Genomic DNA, 15243 nt, shown 5'->3' with positions numbered 1-15243 from the left:
TCCCTATAACCCACGACAATTTGGGCACATGCCATGTTGCCTGAATCGCCACACATGAAAGCCGAGGGGCCGTCACAATGCCGAAGAGAACCGACATCCAGTCGATCATGATCATCGGTGCGGGGCCCATCATCATCGGCCAGGCCTGCGAGTTCGACTATTCAGGCGCCCAGGCCTGCAAGGCGCTGCGCGAAGAGGGCTACCGGGTGATCCTGGTGAACTCGAACCCGGCCACGATCATGACCGACCCCGTCCTTGCGGACGCCACCTACATCGAACCCATCACCCCAGAGACCGTCGCAAAGATCATCGCCAAGGAACGTCCCGATGCCCTGCTGCCGACCATGGGCGGGCAGACCGGGCTGAACACCTCGCTGGCGCTGGCGGACATGGGCGTGCTGGAGGAGTACGGCGTCGAGATGATCGGCGCCCGGCGCGACGCCATCGAGATGGCCGAGGACCGCAACCTCTTTCGCGAGGCGATGGACCGGCTGGGAATCGAGAATCCCAAGGCCACCATCGTCACCGCCCCCAGGACCGCGGGCGGCCACCACGACCTGGAGGCCGGGATCTCGATCGCTCTGGAGGCGCTCGAGGATGTCGGCCTGCCCGCCATCATCCGCCCCGCCTATACGCTGGGCGGCACCGGCGGCGGCGTGGCCTACAACCGCGAGGACTACATCCACTATTGCCGCACCGGCATGGACGCCTCTCCGGTCGGGCAGATCCTGATCGACGAAAGCCTGCTGGGCTGGAAGGAGTTCGAGATGGAGGTCGTGCGCGACCGCGCCGACAACGCCATCATCGTCTGTTCCATCGAGAACGTGGACCCGATGGGGGTGCATACGGGCGATTCCATCACCGTGGCCCCGGCGCTGACGCTGACCGACAAGGAATACCAGTTGATGCGCACGCACAGCATCAACGTGCTGCGCGAGATCGGCGTGGAAACCGGCGGATCTAACGTGCAATGGGCCGTGAACCCCGAGGACGGCCGCATGGTCGTGATCGAGATGAACCCGCGCGTATCGCGGTCCTCGGCGCTGGCGTCCAAGGCAACGGGCTTTCCCATCGCCAAGATCGCCGCCAAGCTGGCCGTGGGCTATACGCTGGACGAACTGGACAATGACATCACCAAGGTCACGCCCGCCAGCTTCGAACCCACCATCGACTACGTCGTCACCAAGATCCCGAAATTCGCCTTCGAGAAATTCCCCGGAGCGGAGCCGCACCTGACAACGGCGATGAAATCGGTGGGCGAGGCCATGTCCATCGGTCGCACCATCCACGAGTCGCTGCAAAAGGCGCTGGCCTCGATGGAGTCCGGCCTGACCGGCTTCGACGAGATCACCATTCCCGGCGCCGATGATCCGACGAACGGCCGTGCCGCCATCACCCGTGAGCTGGCCAAGCAGACGCCAGACCGGCTGCGCGTCATCGCCCAGGCCATCCGCGAGGGTTTCCCGGACGCGGACATCCAGGACATCACGTCCTTCGATCCGTGGTTCCTGGCGCGCATCCGCGAAATCGTCGAGGCCGAGCAGGACGTGGAATCCAACGGGCTGCCCACCGATCCGCAGGCCCTGCGCGGGCTCAAGATGATGGGTTTCACCGACGCCCGCCTCGGCCACCTGACCGGCCGTCCTGAATCCGAGATCCGCAAGGCCCGCCAGGCCGCCGGCGTGACCGCGGTCTTCAAGCGCATCGATACCTGCGCCGCCGAATTCGAGGCCCAGACCCCCTACATGTATTCGACCTACGAGACCCCCATGATGGGCGAGGCGGAATGCGAGGCACGGCCTTCGGACCGCAAGAAGGTCGTCATCCTGGGCGGCGGCCCGAACCGGATCGGCCAGGGGATCGAGTTCGATTATTGCTGCTGTCACGCCTGTTTCGCGCTGACGGAACAGGGCTACGAGACCATCATGGTCAACTGCAATCCCGAGACCGTCAGCACGGACTACGACACCTCGGACCGGCTGTATTTCGAACCGCTGACCTTCGAGCACGTCATGGAAATCCTGCGCGTCGAACAGGACAATGGCACCCTGCACGGGGTCATCGTGCAGTTCGGCGGCCAGACCCCGCTCAAGCTGGCCAATGACCTGGAGGCGGCCGGAATACCTATCCTGGGCACGCCGCCCGATGCCATCGACCTGGCCGAGGACCGTGAGCGGTTCCAGGCGCTGGTGGGCAAGCTGGGCCTCAAGCAGCCCAGCAACGGGATCGCCAGCAGCGACACCCAGGCCCTCGCGATCGCCGAGGGCATCGGCTTTCCGCTGGTGATCCGCCCCTCCTACGTTCTCGGCGGGCGCGCCATGGAGATCGTGCGCGACATGGCCCACCTGGAACGCTACATCGCGGAGGCCGTGATCGTCTCGGGCGACAGCCCCGTCTTGCTCGACGGCTACCTCTCCGGCGCGGTCGAGGTGGATCTCGACTGCCTGTGCGACGGCGAGGCGGTGCATATCGCCGGCATCATGCAGCACATCGAAGAGGCTGGCGTGCACTCGGGCGACAGCGCCTGCTGCCTGCCGCCGCATTCCCTTCCCGCCGACGTCATCGAGGAAATGAAACGCCAGGCCATCGACCTGGCGCGCGCCCTCCGGGTCAAGGGCCTGATGAACGTGCAGTTCGCGGTCAAGGACGGCGAGGTCTACCTGATCGAGGTCAATCCCCGTGCCAGCCGCACAGTGCCCTTCGTGGCCAAGGCCACGGACAGCGCCATCGCCTCGATCGCCGCGCGGCTCATGGCGGGCGAACCGCTGTCGAATTTCCCCCACCGTCCGCCCTACCCGCCGGCCGAGGACCCGATGGACGTTCTGCCACTGGGAAATCCCTACACCCTGGCCGATCCGCAAACCCCGTGGTTCAGCGTGAAAGAGGCAGTGCTGCCCTTCAACCGCTTTCCCGGCGTCGACACGATCCTCGGACCGGAAATGCGGTCCACCGGCGAAGTCATGGGCTGGGCGCGCGATTTCGGCCGCGCCTTTCTCAAGGCGCAGATGGGCGCGGGACAGGACCTGCCGACCACCGGCACGGTCTTCTTCTCGATCAAGGACGCCGACAAGGGCGACGTACTGCGCGAAACGGCGCAGATGGTCACGGACCTCGGCATGTCCATCTGCGCCACCCGCGGCACAGCCAAATGGCTGGCTGACCAGGGGTTCGAGACGAAACTGGTCAACAAGGTCTACGAGGGCGGCCGCACGGTGGTGGACCGCCTCAAGGACGGCGAGATCGCGCTGGTCTTCAACTCCGCCGAAGGCGCGGCGGCGGTCGAGGACAGCCGCTCGATCCGCGCCGTGGCCCTGGCCGACAAGATCCCCTATTACACCACGCTCGCGGGTTCTCATGCGGCTGCGCTGGCCATGACGGCCAAGGTCAGCGACGAGGTGCGCGTGCGGGCATTGCAGGGGTGATCGCCGGGTCCCGACCGCGCCGGAAAAGGGCCCCTACTGAACCGTAACGGCCGCCTGGCTGTCGCCCGCGCGCACGTCGTCGTAGAAGATGACCTGGCGGGGCGCGTCGCCATTGAGCCGGCCAAGGCCGGAGCGATAAAGCCCGAACTTGAAACTGGGCGCGACGTCGCGGTTCAGGTTCGGGCCGTCATGGCTGTGCACCAGCCGATCATTGATCCAGACCCGGATGCGGCCGTCCGACCGGGCGGACCAGACCGCCTGTAGCCGCAGGTCATGCCACCGCCCCTGCACCTGCGCACGGGGAATGACATACTTTATCACCATCGGGCGTGGCGGGTCGCCATCATCGGTCTGCTGCGTGGTCGGATCGTCCTGCACCAGCTCGATCCCGTCGCGGTAGTAGGACAAGCCCAGGGTGATCTCGCCACTGCCGCGCGTATCCTGCCATTGCATGAGACCGGTCACCGCCGGGTCGATCGCCTCGACCCCGCGCGGGATCAGGAAGGACGCCGCATACCAGTATTCCCGCCCGGTCGAGATACGGTTGCGATCGACGATTTCGGCGCGTTCACGTCCATTGGCGCAATCGTTATAAGTGCGGTTGCCCGCGCATTGGCCGGGCGCCACCTGGAATGCCATCGCGGTCGGACCGCTGCGCGTCGGATAGTCCGATGCATTCACGGTGATCGCCGTGTTGCGTGAATTGGCATGTTCAACGCGCAGGCCGTCTATATCGGCCTGTGCGGCCACCTGCCCCGCCCCGGTCACGGCCAGCAAAACGGCGATGGCCGCTCCAAGTCCCTTCATGTTCTTGGCTTCCCACGCTCATTCAATTTCCGTTCCATTAGTGGCCTGGGGCCCCGCGCTGTCAAGCGCGGGCCTTCGACGCCCCGTCACCCTTGCCTTGACCCCGTCTCTTCGCCCATTTTGTCGCCCAACCAAGGGGGACAGACATGCACAGCGCCGCGATCACCGGGACCGGGGTTTTCACCCCGGACCAGAGCATCTCGAACGAGGAACTGGTCACGGCCTTCAACGCCTATGCCGACCGGCAGAACGCGGCCAACGCCGCGGCGATCGTCGCCGGTGACACCGCGCCCATCCCGCACTCCTCCTCCGATTTCATCGAAGAGGCATCGGGCATCCGCAGCCGCTACGTGATGAACAAGTCCGGCGTGCTCGACCCCGACCGCATGTTCCCGCACCTGCCACCGCGCGCCGATGACGACCCCGGCCTGATGGCGGAAATGGCGGTGGACGCCAGCCAGCAGGCACTGGACATGGCCGGTGTCGATGCAACGGATGTCGATGCCGTCCTCTGCGCCGCCTCCAACCACGAGCGGGCCTACCCGGCCATTGCCGTGGAAATCCAGAACCTGCTGGGCACCGGGGGCTTCGCCTTCGACATGAACGTGGCCTGTTCCTCGGCCACCTTCGGTATCCTGGCCGCCACCGACATGATCCGCGCGGGTACGATCCGGCGCGCGTTGGTCGTGAACCCCGAAATCTGCTCGGCCCACCTGGAATGGCGCGACCGCGACTGCCATTTCATCTTCGGCGATGTCTGCACCGCCGTGCTGATCGAACGCGACGAGGGGCTGCAAACGCCGCATTTCAAGATCAAGTCCACCCGCGCGGCCACGCAATTTTCCAACAACATCCGCAATAACGACGGCTTCCTGCGCCGCACCCGCGACCAGATGGAGGATCGCCGCGACATGCAGTTCATGCAGGAGGGCCGCCGGGTCTTCAAGGAAGTGCTGCCGCTGGTCTCGCGCCATATCGCCGACCACATGGCGAATGAGGGCGTGTCGGCCGCTGACCTGAAACGGCTTTGGCTGCACCAAGCCAACAAGACCATGAATGACTACATCGGCAAGAAGGTTCTGGGCCGCACCCCCAGTGCGCAGGAACAGCCCAACATCCTGCAGGACTATGCCAATACCTCCTCGGCGGGGTCCATCATCGCCTTCGCCCAGCATTCGGACGACATGGCCGCGGGCGACACCGGGCTCATCTGCTCCTTCGGCGCGGGCTATTCAGTGGGCTCCGTGATCGTGGAACGCGCCTGACCCGCACCGCGCGGTCAAGCGGCTACAAGGCTCCGGGGCAGGATGTTCGGCATTCTGCCGATGTCAGCCACTTTCCGCTTCCAGGTGGAGCTTCATGTCGACCAGCACCCTTTGCAGCGCAAGCGTCTCGCGCAACAGCCGCTTGGCTTCGTTGACCGAGATGACGCCATCCTCGATGGATTGCTGGTATTCTGCCATCAGCAGGGCAAAGCGCTGCGACAGGGCGATCACGTCAGAGTTGATGCCGCCCTCGGTGTTCTTGCCTGCGCCATCGTAGTTGAGCGTACCGCCCCCCAGCTCCGCCAGCGCGGCGGTCACATGGGGGTAGGAGGCCGCGGCCTCCAGCCGTGCCACCGCGTCGATGGGCATAAAACGGTCGGCGTGCTCCTCGGCATCCGAATAGTAGCGCCCCAGCGTCGCCTTGGACTTGCCCGCAAGCGCGCAGGCAGGTTCCACACCGATGTCCTTGACCAAGGCTTCGGTGTGTTTTTTCAGATAGTTGTCAACGCTGTCCATTCAGATCGGCCCTCGTTATGCACCCCGGGGAAGACCCCAGGGGTTTTCCCATACATACCCCATCTGGCCCATTGCATTATAACGGCATCCCGATGTTGGGAAGGGTAAGAGTGACAGCGCCCCGGCGCTGTAGGGTCAGGGGCCCTGGACCCCATCCTTGCGTGGCCCAAAAGCCACGTATCGGGCCCCTGGCCCGCTGTTTCCCGCCCCGCGGCCGCAGGTGCGCGGACAGTAGCGGAACAGGGCCACCGACCGTCTCGGGCGGCCGGCGGTCGCCCGCCGTCCCGGATTGCCCTTGCACAAGACGCCCGTTCTGGGACAACACGGCGCGACCCTTTTTCACCGCGAAACGGGACCGCGCCATGGCCAAGCTCTATTTCAATTACTCGACGATGAACGCGGGCAAGTCGACCGTCCTGCTCCAGGCCAGCCACAACTATATCGAGCGCGGCATGAAGACCTACCTGCTGACCGCGCAGCTCGACACCCGTGCGGGCGGGGGCCGCATCGCGAGCCGGATCGGCATCGGGGTCCCGGCCGACACATTCGCGCCCGGCGATGACCTGTTCCGCAAGATCGAGGCACGTCTGGCACAGGGGCCCTGTGCCTGTGTCTTCGTTGACGAGGCGCAGTTCTTGACCGACACGCAGGTCTGGCAACTGGCAAGGGTGGTGGACGATCTCGACCTGCCGGTAATGTGCTACGGGCTGCGGGTGGATTTCGTGGGCAAGCTCTTTCCCGGGTCCGCAGCCCTGCTGGCGCTGGCAGACGAGATGCGCGAGGTCCGCACGATCTGCCATTGCGGCAAGAAAGCCACCATGGTGGTTCGGATGGATGGCGAGGGCCGCGTGCTGACCGGCGGGGAACAGGTGCAGATCGGTGGCAACGAAAGTTACGTCAGCCTGTGCCGCCGCCACTGGCGCGAGGCCACCGAGAACGACACCCCGCCGCTGGTCTGACCCGCCGTCCCTGGCGGTGATCCCCGGTCACCCCGGCGGTGGCAGGATGTCCTTGGCGATCCGCGCGCCGGCCCCGGCAACCCCGATCATGTGGCTTGGCGAAACCAGCAGCGCTAGTGCGACCAGCGCCCCGACCAGCCACCGTGACGGCGGCTTGCGCAGCCTGACCCTGCCGGTGGCCATGGCGCAGGCAAGCAGAACCGCCATTGAAAAGACATGCAGGCTCAGCCAACGACCCCAATCTTCCGTAAACGGATAGAGCGGCATGAATGGCACCGCCGAGAGGATCAACAGGACCAGGCTCAGCAGGCGCCGCGTCACGATCCAGACCAGGCAGACAAAAGGCGCCAGCGCGACCAGCACAGCAATCGCGAAGCCCGACAACGAGCTTGCGGTCAGACGATCAGCCACCGCCTCGGCCCCCGCCCTCGCGTCATTGGCCAGCCATTTGATCGCCCCGTCGCAGATCCGCCCATCGAGGCCCCGGTCCAGCAAAGGCGCACAGACCACGCCCGGATCGGCCACTTGAACGTGACCAAGCGCGAACAGGAAGGCCCCGGCCGAAGCGCAGATCGCGATGACACCGGCTGCAATGGCCTGTCGGGGTGCGCTCTCGTGCAGCCCGGACACGACGAGGATCGCAAGTAGCATGGGAAGAAAGAGAACCATCGCCTCGTGGGCCAGGGTGCTGATGCAAAAGACGGCCACCCCGAGCCAAAGCGCGGCCCGGTCGACCCGCAGCGCCCCAAGACCGACAAGCGCCAGCCCCGCGAAGGCCAGCAACTCCTTTCGGACGGCGCCCTGCGGATCAGTGGCCCAGAAGACGGTGAACATGGCCGGCGACAACAACAGCAGCGCCTGGACGCGAACAGGCCCCGCCCGGGCAACCAGGGCGCGCAACGCGAGGAACAGCATCGCCAGGACCAGCACCTGGATGATGCAGATGACCGCCAGGGGGCTGGCCCCCAGAAGATCACCAACGAACAGGACCATCGACCCGAATGGCCCCCGCCTGACCGGCGTGCCGGCGTTGTTGATCAGCCAGTCACCCTGTTTCCAACTGTTCCCGCCTTCCTGGTAATCCGCGAGGACGCCAAGCGAAATCGACAGAAAGCTGATGAAGAGAAGGCCATCCAGAACATGACGTCCAAGCCGTGCCCTGGACAGGACCGGCGTCTTGTCCGCATGCCGATTATCCCGCACCCCGGTCCGAGTGTCTCCGGGGGGATCGGGGCGGATCAATTCACCCGCTGCCGGGGGTCGCGGCCCTCGGCAAAAGAAATGATATTGTCCAGCGCCATCTGGCCCATGGCCTGCCGCGTCTCCACCGTGGCCGAGCCCAGATGTGGCAGCAGGACACAGTTTTCCAGCGCCCGCAGCCGTTCCGGCACATGCGGTTCGGCCTCGTAGACATCCAGCCCCGCGCCGGCGATCGCACCGCGCTCCAGGGCGTCGATCAGCGCCACCTCGTCCACCACCTCGCCGCGCGAGATGTTCACGAAGATCCCGCCGGGCTTCATTGCCGCCAGCGCATCCGCGTCGATCAGCTTGGTCGTCCGGGCCCCGCCGGGCACGGTCACGACGACGAAATCGGCCTGCACCATGAGGTCTCGCAGTGTATCGACCTGCCGCGCAGGAAGGCCCGCGTCCTTTTCAGAGCGGTTGAAATAGATCACGTCCATCCCGAATCCGTGGTGCCCGCGCCTCGCCACGGCCTGCCCGATCCGACCCATGCCGACCACGCCCAGCACTTTGCCCGTGACATGCGTGCCCAGCAGGGATTGCGGCCCGAAGCCACCCCATTGACCGGCCCGGACCAGACGCTCGCCCTCGCCCGCGCGACGGGCGGCGGCCAGGATCAGGGTCCAGCCGATATCGGCCGTCGCATCCGTCAGGACATCGGGGGTGTTGGTCACGACCACCCCCGCCGCCGCCGCCGCGGCCACGTCGATGTGATTGTAGCCGACCCCGAAATTGCCCAAGATCCTCGTCCTTGGTGTTCCGGCCCTGTCGAATGCCGCGGCGGTGAAGGCATCGCCAAGGGTCGGCAGGATCGCGTCGTAGGCCGTCAGCGCCGATGATGCCTCCTCTTCGGACAGCGGCGCCTCGCCCAGGGTCACGTCAAAGCGCGCCCGGGCCTGATCCAGAACCGGTTGGGCAATGGGTCGGGTGATCAACAGTTTCAACACATCCTGGCTCCTTGCGGAACATCCCTGTCCGGCGACAGCAGGACCACGCCCCCATCCGCATCATGCAGGCCCAGGACCAGCACCTCGGACATGAACTTGCCGATCTGGCGGGGGGGAAAGTTCACCACGGCAATGACCTGCTTGCCGGGCAGGTCGCCGGGCGCATAGTGGTCGGTGATCCGGGCGCTGGTCTTGCGTTCACCGATCTCGTCGCCGAAGTCCACCCAGAGCTTGATGGCCGGATTGCGCGCTTCGGGAAAGGGGTCTGCCCGCGTCACGCGGCCCACGCGAATATCAACCTTCAGAAAATCCTCGATCGTGATTTCATCGGCCATCGGCCAGCTCCTTGCTGCGCTCCGCCGCGGCCTTTACCGCCCGGCGCAGAAGCGGCGGGAACCCGGTGTCCTCCGCCATCAGGACCTCAAGCGCCGCCTGCGTGGTTCCGCCCGGCGATGTCACGTTCACCCGAAGCTGGCCGGGGGCCTCCTCGGCCGCTTCGGCCAGGTGCCCGGCCCCGCCAACCGTGGCCTTGGCCAGCCGCAGGGCCAGGTCGGCGGGCAGCCCCTCGGACTCGCCCGCCGCCGCCAGCGTCTCGATGAGGTGAAAGACATAGGCCGGACCCGAGCCGCTGACCGCCGTGACAGCGTGCATCTGGTTCTCATCCTCCAGTCGCACCACCTGCCCCACCGCCGAAAGCAGCGCCTGGGCCAGGTCCATCTGGGCGCTGCTGGCGTGGGTGTTGCCGACGATGGCGGTGATCCCCCGCCCCACCGCGGCGGGGGTGTTGGGCATCGCGCGTATCACCGGGGTGCGGTCGCCCAGCGCATCCTCGAAAGCCGAGATCGGCGTGCCCGCGGCAACCGAAAGCACCACGGTCGACCCGTTGCCCAGCGCCCGCATGGCGGGCAGCGCATCGCCCATCATCTGCGGCTTGACCGCGACAAGTGCCACCGCCGGGTCCCGGGGGAGATCCGTGTTAAGATGCACGCCCTGCGCGCGCAGCCAGTCAGACGGATTGGGGTCGATCACCCAGACAGCCGACGACGGCAATCCACCGGCCAGCCAGCCCGCCAGCATGGCCGATCCCATCTTGCCGCAGCCCAGCAGGACCATGCCCCGGCGTTCGATTTCTGTCATGTCCATGCGTTCCCCCTGTCTTTCCCGAAGTGTTAGGGACAGGTCGGCGGGGGTTCAAGACCGGGCGAGGTCCAGCCCGGCCCCGCGCACCGGTCAGGCGGTACCGTAGGCTTCGGCGATGGCGACCTGGATGGCATCGGCCGGCGCGCGCTCGGCCCAGGTGACGAGTTGGAAGGCCGGGTAGTAGCGTTCCGCGCTCAGCACGGCGGCGGAAATCATCGTGTCGATCTGCTCGGGGCTGGCGATCTGGTCCCCCGCCAGCACCAGGCCGTAGCGATACACCATCAACTTCTGTTCGGCCCAATAGGTGAAGGCCCCCGCCCAGCACATGTCGTTGACACGATTGAGCGCCTCGTAGAGCGCGGGGACGCGATCCTCGGGCGGCTCCATCTCGAAGGTGCAGATCAGACGCAGCGTCTGGTCGTAGACCGACCAAGCAAGGGTGATCGAATAGGTCCGCCATTGGCCCTCGACCGCCATGGCGATCTGGTCATCGGCGATCCGGTCGAACTCCCAGTCGTGATGTTCGGCGATGTGCTCGACAAGGTCGATGGGATGTATCTCTGCGGAGTCGGGGAACTGCTCAGTCAGTGCCATGGGGCCTCCTGTCCTGCTAGCGGCGGGGCCTGGCAGAGCCCCCAATACTAGCTGCCTGCTCTAGGGACAGCGGTCTTTTGCCAGATCCCTTACAAGATATGGTGGGCCCTGGCAGGGTAATCTGTAAAGCACTTTCTTGGGGATAACCGAAAATGCCCCGCGAAACCGGCCGTCGCGCGACAGCCGCTACGCGAAAGGGCAACGGGCCGGGCGGGCACGCTCGGCGCACGCCGGCGGGGCCGCCCCGGCCACCTACCCCCGTGCCGCCCGGACCAGGCGCAGGATGTCCTTGGCCGCCTCGGGGATGTTGGTGCCCGGCCCGAAGATCGCCTTGACCCCGGCCTTGGTCAGGAATTCGTAGTCCTGTTGCGGGATCACGCCGCCGCAGATCACGATGATGTCCTCGGCCTCCGCCGCCTTGAGCGCCTCGATCAGCCGCGGCGCGAGTGTCTTGTGGCCCGCCGCCTGGCTGCTGATACCGATGACGTGGACATCGTTGTCCACCGCGTCCTGCGCGGCCTCCTCGGGGGTCTGGAACAGCGGGCCGACATCCACGTCGAAGCCGATATCGGCAAAGGCCGTGGCGATGACCTTGGCGCCGCGGTCGTGCCCGTCCTGGCCCATCTTGACCACGAGCATCCGGGGACGGCGGCCCTCCTCGGCGGCAAAGGCATTGACCGCCTCCTGGATGGCGGCAAAGTCCGCGTCACCTTCGTAGGCGGCGCCATAGACGCCGGCGAGCGTCTTCACCTCGGCCCGGTGGCGCCCGAATTCCTTTTCCATCGCCATGCTGATCTCTCCGACGGTTGCGCGGGCGCGTGCGGCCTCCACCGCGGCCTCCAGCAGGTTGCCTTCCTCTTGGGCGCGGCGGGTCAACTCCGCGAGCGCAGCGTCGCAGGCCGTCTGGTCGCGGCCGTCGCGAATGCGCGCCAGCGCCGCAACCTGCGAGTCGCGGACCTTGGCGTTGTCCACGTCACGAATGTCGATCGGGTCCTCGTGGTCCTTGCGATACTTGTTGACCCCGACGATGACCTCGTCACCCCGGTCGATCATGGCCTGGCGGGTCGCGGCGGTCTCCTCGATGCGCAGCTTGGGCATACCGCTCGCAACGGCCTTGGTCATGCCGCCCATCTCCTCGACCTCCTCCATCAGCGCCCAGGCCTGCTCGGCCAGGTCATGGGTCAACTTCTCCACGTAGTATGAACCCGCAAGCGGATCGACCACGTTCGTCACGCCGGTTTCCTCCTGCAGGATCAACTGGGTGTTGCGGGCAATGCGCGCGCTGAACTCCGTGGGCAGCGCGATGGCCTCGTCCAGCGCGTTGGTGTGCAGCGACTGGGTGCCGCCCAGCACCGCGCTCATCGCCTCGTAGGCGGTGCGCACGACGTTGTTATAGGGGTCCTGTTCCTGCAAGCTGACGCCCGAGGTCTGGCAATGGGTGCGCAGCATCTTGGACTTCTCGGCTTCGGCGCCCAACTCGGTCATGATCCGGTGCCACAGGGTGCGGGCCGCGCGCAGTTTCGCGGCTTCCATGAAGAAGTTCATGCCGATGGCAAAGAAGAAGGACAGCCGCGGGGCGAACTTGTCCACATCCATGCCGGCATCGATCGCGGCACGGACATATTCGCGCCCGTCAGCCAGGGTGAAGGCCAGTTCCTGAACCAGGTTCGCGCCGGCCTCCTGCATGTGGTAGCCCGAGATCGAGATCGAGTTGAAACGCGGCATCTCGGCGCTGGTATATTCGATGATATCCGACACGATCCGCATGCTGGGCTCGGGCGGGTAGATATAGGTGTTGCGGACCATGAATTCCTTGAGGATGTCGTTCTGGATGGTCCCGGCCAGAACCGACTTGTCGTGGCCCTGTTCCTCGCCCGCGACGATGAAACTGGCCAATACCGGGATCACCGCGCCGTTCATTGTCATCGACACGCTGACCTCGTCCAGCGGGATACCTTCGAACAGCACCTTCATGTCCTCGACGCTGTCGATGGCGACGCCCGCCTTGCCCACGTCACCCTCGACACGGGGGTGGTCGCTGTCATACCCGCGGTGGGTGGCCAGGTCGAAGGCGACGGAAACCCCCTGCTGCCCCGCGGCCAGGTTCTTGCGATAGAATGCGTTGGATTCCTCGGCCGTGGAAAACCCGGCGTATTGCCGGATCGTCCAGGGACGGCCGGCATACATCGTCGACCGCACGCCGCGGGTGAAGGGCGCCTCGCCCGGCAGGGTGCCCATATGCGGCAGGTCGCGGGTGTCCTCTTCGGTATAGAGCGCCTCGACGTCTATGCCCTCCAGCGTCTTCCACGTCAGGTCGTCCAGCGGGCGGCCACGCAGTTCCTTGACGGCGCGGTCAGCCCACTCCTTTTTCGATCCCATCTTTCAGTCCTCCGGTTGGCGTGGGGCCGCTGCCCGGCACCACGCGAAGATTCCTCCGGCCCGGGTCACCGGGCCTGTCCGTCGTCGCGGGCGTTTCCCGCCCGTCGATATAGGTCGCCAGCCCCTCGGCCCCGGCGGTCAGCCAGGCCAGGTCGCGGCGGTATTGGGCATGCAGGACGGCGCGTTGGTCCTCGTCGAAGGGCATCCAGCGCCCGGCGCTGTGGCGCGCGGCGGCCTCGGGCAGCGCCTCGCCTCGCAGGGCCAGCGTCTTGATCACCCCGTCGATGCCTGGACCGCGGTTATGCCAGTCGCAGGGGTCGTCCAATCCGGCGGGCAAACCCCGCCCCCAGAGCGCGGCGGTGACATCCCGGGCCCGGCCCGCCATCACCTCATGCGTCCAGACCGTGATGCGGGCGGCGGGAAAGACCGTTGCAATCTCGCGCACCAGGTGGCGCCAGCGGCGCGGCTGCGTGACCAGGCAGTCCAGCAACGCCCGGTCCGGCGCGGGATGGCCCCAGCGGATGGCGAACCCCAGGCAGGATGTCCAGTAGTCCGCGTAGTCGCGGATGCCGAGCCCGACATGCAGGCCCCGCCCGTCGAATGCGGGCGCATAGCGCGCCATCCGGTCCAGCAGGAAGGAATAGAGCCCACGATCCTCGATGTTATTCATCATTGTGCCCAGCAGGTTCTCCTCCGAGATCAGCAGGGCCGACTGGTCGGCGCGTTCGAGCCGGGCCAGTTCCATCCGCAACCGCCCGACCGAGCGCTGGCCGCGGCGATCATCCTCCATCGTGACGCGCATGGGATGGCGGATCAGCCCGTCAAGCAGCCCGTCGCGGGTGCGTCGCGGGGTCCAGGGTGTCAGCCCGGCCGCGGCCAGACCCGCCCGGTTGGCCCAGAGAAACGCCTGGTATCCGGTGGTTGCCGTGCGATGGGCGCCCAGGTGCAGCAGAATGTCCATGTGCCTTGGTCCTCTTTTCGTGTCGCGGACCAGACATACCCTCGGCGCGTCGGCCCGGGGGCCTGTGTGAAGGGGCATTCTGACAATAGGCTTAATGGTAAAATTGTTTCGGCCAGTGGCCTGCAAAGCCTTCGATTTCGCGGTCAGACCGACTATATCTCCTGTGAAGGGAGACTGGATGCCACGGATTTTTGCTTTTGTGATCGCGGGGTTCTTTGCCACGGCAGCCCTCGCGCAGGAGGCCGAGGCCCCCTCGGCGGTCGAACTCTGGCAAGAGGACCCGATGCGGGTCTTCGATGCCGGCGAGGTCGATTTGAAGGATTTCGAGTGGCTCGCGCGGCCGCTAGTGATCTTCGCCGGCAGCGAGAACGACCCACGCCTGCGCCAGCAGCTGGAGTTGCTGGCCAAGCGGCCAGACGCACTCATCGAGCGCGAGGTGGTCATCATCACCGACACCGATCCCGACACCCTGTCGCCGTTGCGCGAACGACTGCGCCCGCGGGATTTCATGCTGGTCATCATGGGCAAGGACGGCGAGGTGGAACTGCGCAAGCCGGCGCCCTGGCCCGCGCGCGAGATTTCGCGCTCCATCGACAAGATGCCGCTGCGGCAACAGGAAATCGACGCGCAACGCGGCATCTGAGGCAGCATCTCAGCGGCCCCCGTCGCGCAGGGCCAGCGCCATGCCCGCAGGCAGCAACGCGATCACGACAAGGCCCAGCACCGGCACCGGCGCCATCCCCAGCCGGATCAGCAGGAAGGCCAGCAGCCAGAGCGCCGCCAGCCCCAGCAAGGAGAATGTCCAGAAGACCACGCGCAGCGCCCGGCCCCGCCCCAGGCCATGAACCATGGCAAAGGCGGCCATCCCGGCCATGGGCGCGGCCAGCAGCCACAGCCCCGGCGGGATCGGCCCCGCCCCGGCCTGCACGCGCATCACCCCGAAGGCGGTGCCCACGCCTGCCACGTAAGCCAGCAAGTAGACCAGCGCGATATGGTCGCGGCGCGTCATGG

General features: G+C 66.2%; 14 protein-coding genes. 4 read left to right on the top strand and 10 right to left on the bottom strand.

From position 1 onward, the window contains the following. Positions 1-77: 77 nt before the first annotated feature. Positions 78-3422: a carbamoyl-phosphate synthase large subunit gene (carB, locus tag VJ897_RS13350; RefSeq protein WP_324056189.1), complete on the top strand. Its 3345-nt coding sequence runs from the start codon at positions 78-80 to the stop codon at positions 3420-3422. 33 nt (positions 3423-3455) lie between these two features. Here carB and VJ897_RS13345 read toward each other — a convergent pair whose 3' ends face one another. Then, positions 3456-4229, bottom strand: a complete 774-nt coding sequence (locus VJ897_RS13345; protein ID WP_324056188.1) for a polysaccharide lyase family 20 protein — start codon at positions 4227-4229, stop codon at positions 3456-3458. 146 nt (positions 4230-4375) lie between these two features. On the opposite strand from VJ897_RS13345, the gene VJ897_RS13340 reads away from it, so the two are divergent. Next, positions 4376-5494 (top strand): beta-ketoacyl-ACP synthase III, encoded by a 1119-nt coding sequence (locus tag VJ897_RS13340; RefSeq protein ID WP_324056187.1) that lies wholly within the window; start codon positions 4376-4378, stop codon positions 5492-5494. A gap of 63 nt (positions 5495-5557) precedes the next feature. On the opposite strand, the gene VJ897_RS13335 is transcribed toward VJ897_RS13340, so the two are convergent. Next, entirely contained in the window at positions 5558-6010 is a 453-nt protein-coding gene (locus VJ897_RS13335; protein ID WP_324056186.1) for a hypothetical protein, read from the bottom strand. 362 nt (positions 6011-6372) lie between these two features. Here VJ897_RS13335 and VJ897_RS13330 point away from each other — a divergent pair, with 362 nt between their 5' ends. After that, positions 6373-6969, top strand: coding sequence for a thymidine kinase (locus VJ897_RS13330; protein ID WP_324056185.1), 597 nt, complete (start codon positions 6373-6375; stop codon positions 6967-6969). Between the two features lie 27 nt (positions 6970-6996). Here VJ897_RS13330 and VJ897_RS13325 read toward each other — a convergent pair whose 3' ends face one another. The 7 genes from VJ897_RS13325 to VJ897_RS13295 all read right to left on the bottom strand — a co-directional run bounded on the left by VJ897_RS13325 (position 6997) and on the right by VJ897_RS13295 (position 14232). Continuing rightward, positions 6997-8172 (bottom strand): hypothetical protein, encoded by a 1176-nt coding sequence (locus VJ897_RS13325; RefSeq protein ID WP_324056184.1) that lies wholly within the window; start codon positions 8170-8172, stop codon positions 6997-6999. A gap of 35 nt (positions 8173-8207) precedes the next feature. Continuing rightward, a complete protein-coding gene (locus VJ897_RS13320; RefSeq protein WP_324056215.1) occupies positions 8208-9155 on the bottom strand; it encodes a 2-hydroxyacid dehydrogenase in 948 nt (315 codons plus the stop codon). Further along, positions 9152-9493 carry a tRNA-binding protein gene (locus VJ897_RS13315; RefSeq protein ID WP_324056183.1) on the bottom strand — a complete coding sequence of 114 codons (342 nt, stop codon included), beginning with the start codon at positions 9491-9493 and terminating at the stop codon, positions 9152-9154. The genes VJ897_RS13320 and VJ897_RS13315 overlap by 4 nt, the downstream gene beginning before the upstream one ends. After that, on the bottom strand, positions 9483-10301 hold the full coding sequence (gene proC / locus VJ897_RS13310) for a pyrroline-5-carboxylate reductase (RefSeq protein ID WP_324056182.1): 819 nt from the start codon (positions 10299-10301) through the stop codon (positions 9483-9485). Before proC ends, VJ897_RS13315 begins: the two co-directional genes overlap by 11 nt. A gap of 87 nt (positions 10302-10388) precedes the next feature. Further along, positions 10389-10892 (bottom strand): type III secretion system chaperone family protein, encoded by a 504-nt coding sequence (locus tag VJ897_RS13305; protein WP_324056181.1) that lies wholly within the window; start codon positions 10890-10892, stop codon positions 10389-10391. Positions 10893-11144: 252 nt separating this feature from the next. Next, positions 11145-13271, bottom strand: a complete 2127-nt coding sequence (scpA, locus tag VJ897_RS13300) for a methylmalonyl-CoA mutase (protein WP_324056180.1) — start codon at positions 13269-13271, stop codon at positions 11145-11147. Then, positions 13246-14232, bottom strand: a complete 987-nt coding sequence (locus VJ897_RS13295) for a hypothetical protein (RefSeq protein ID WP_324056179.1) — start codon at positions 14230-14232, stop codon at positions 13246-13248. The genes scpA and VJ897_RS13295 overlap by 26 nt, the downstream gene beginning before the upstream one ends. A 178-nt stretch (positions 14233-14410) precedes the next feature. Here VJ897_RS13295 and VJ897_RS13290 point away from each other — a divergent pair, with 178 nt between their 5' ends. Continuing rightward, positions 14411-14875: a DUF4174 domain-containing protein gene (locus VJ897_RS13290; RefSeq protein ID WP_324056178.1), complete on the top strand. Its 465-nt coding sequence runs from the start codon at positions 14411-14413 to the stop codon at positions 14873-14875. Between the two features lie 9 nt (positions 14876-14884). Here VJ897_RS13290 and VJ897_RS13285 read toward each other — a convergent pair whose 3' ends face one another. Next, positions 14885-15241 carry a hypothetical protein gene (locus tag VJ897_RS13285; RefSeq protein ID WP_324056177.1) on the bottom strand — a complete coding sequence of 119 codons (357 nt, stop codon included), beginning with the start codon at positions 15239-15241 and terminating at the stop codon, positions 14885-14887. Positions 15242-15243: the final 2 nt, after the last annotated feature.

Origin of the sequence: Salibaculum sp. (genome assembly GCF_035270045.1) — a bacterium.
GTDB lineage: Bacteria > Pseudomonadota > Alphaproteobacteria > Rhodobacterales > Rhodobacteraceae > Salibaculum.
Note: the sequence above shows the minus strand (reverse complement) of the source record. Positions and strands in the feature narration are given on the sequence as shown.

Bases quoted from the DNA above. Each gene is read 5' to 3' on its own strand.
- carB (WP_324056189.1), top strand. From the start codon at position 78: ATGCCGAAGAGAACCGACATCCAGTCGATCATGATCATCGGTGCGGGG.
- VJ897_RS13345 (WP_324056188.1), bottom strand. From the start codon at position 4,229: ATGAAGGGACTTGGAGCGGCCATCGCCGTTTTGCTGGCCGTGACCGGG.
- VJ897_RS13340 (WP_324056187.1), top strand. From the start codon at position 4,376: ATGCACAGCGCCGCGATCACCGGGACCGGGGTTTTCACCCCGGACCAG.
- VJ897_RS13335 (WP_324056186.1), bottom strand. From the start codon at position 6,010: ATGGACAGCGTTGACAACTATCTGAAAAAACACACCGAAGCCTTGGTC.
- VJ897_RS13330 (WP_324056185.1), top strand. From the start codon at position 6,373: ATGGCCAAGCTCTATTTCAATTACTCGACGATGAACGCGGGCAAGTCG.
- VJ897_RS13315 (WP_324056183.1), bottom strand. From the start codon at position 9,493: ATGGCCGATGAAATCACGATCGAGGATTTTCTGAAGGTTGATATTCGC.
- proC (WP_324056182.1), bottom strand. From the start codon at position 10,301: ATGGACATGACAGAAATCGAACGCCGGGGCATGGTCCTGCTGGGCTGC.
- VJ897_RS13305 (WP_324056181.1), bottom strand. From the start codon at position 10,892: ATGGCACTGACTGAGCAGTTCCCCGACTCCGCAGAGATACATCCCATC.
- scpA (WP_324056180.1), bottom strand. From the start codon at position 13,271: ATGGGATCGAAAAAGGAGTGGGCTGACCGCGCCGTCAAGGAACTGCGT.
- VJ897_RS13295 (WP_324056179.1), bottom strand. From the start codon at position 14,232: ATGGACATTCTGCTGCACCTGGGCGCCCATCGCACGGCAACCACCGGA.
- VJ897_RS13290 (WP_324056178.1), top strand. From the start codon at position 14,411: ATGCCACGGATTTTTGCTTTTGTGATCGCGGGGTTCTTTGCCACGGCA.
- VJ897_RS13285 (WP_324056177.1), bottom strand. From the start codon at position 15,241: ATGACGCGCCGCGACCATATCGCGCTGGTCTACTTGCTGGCTTACGTG.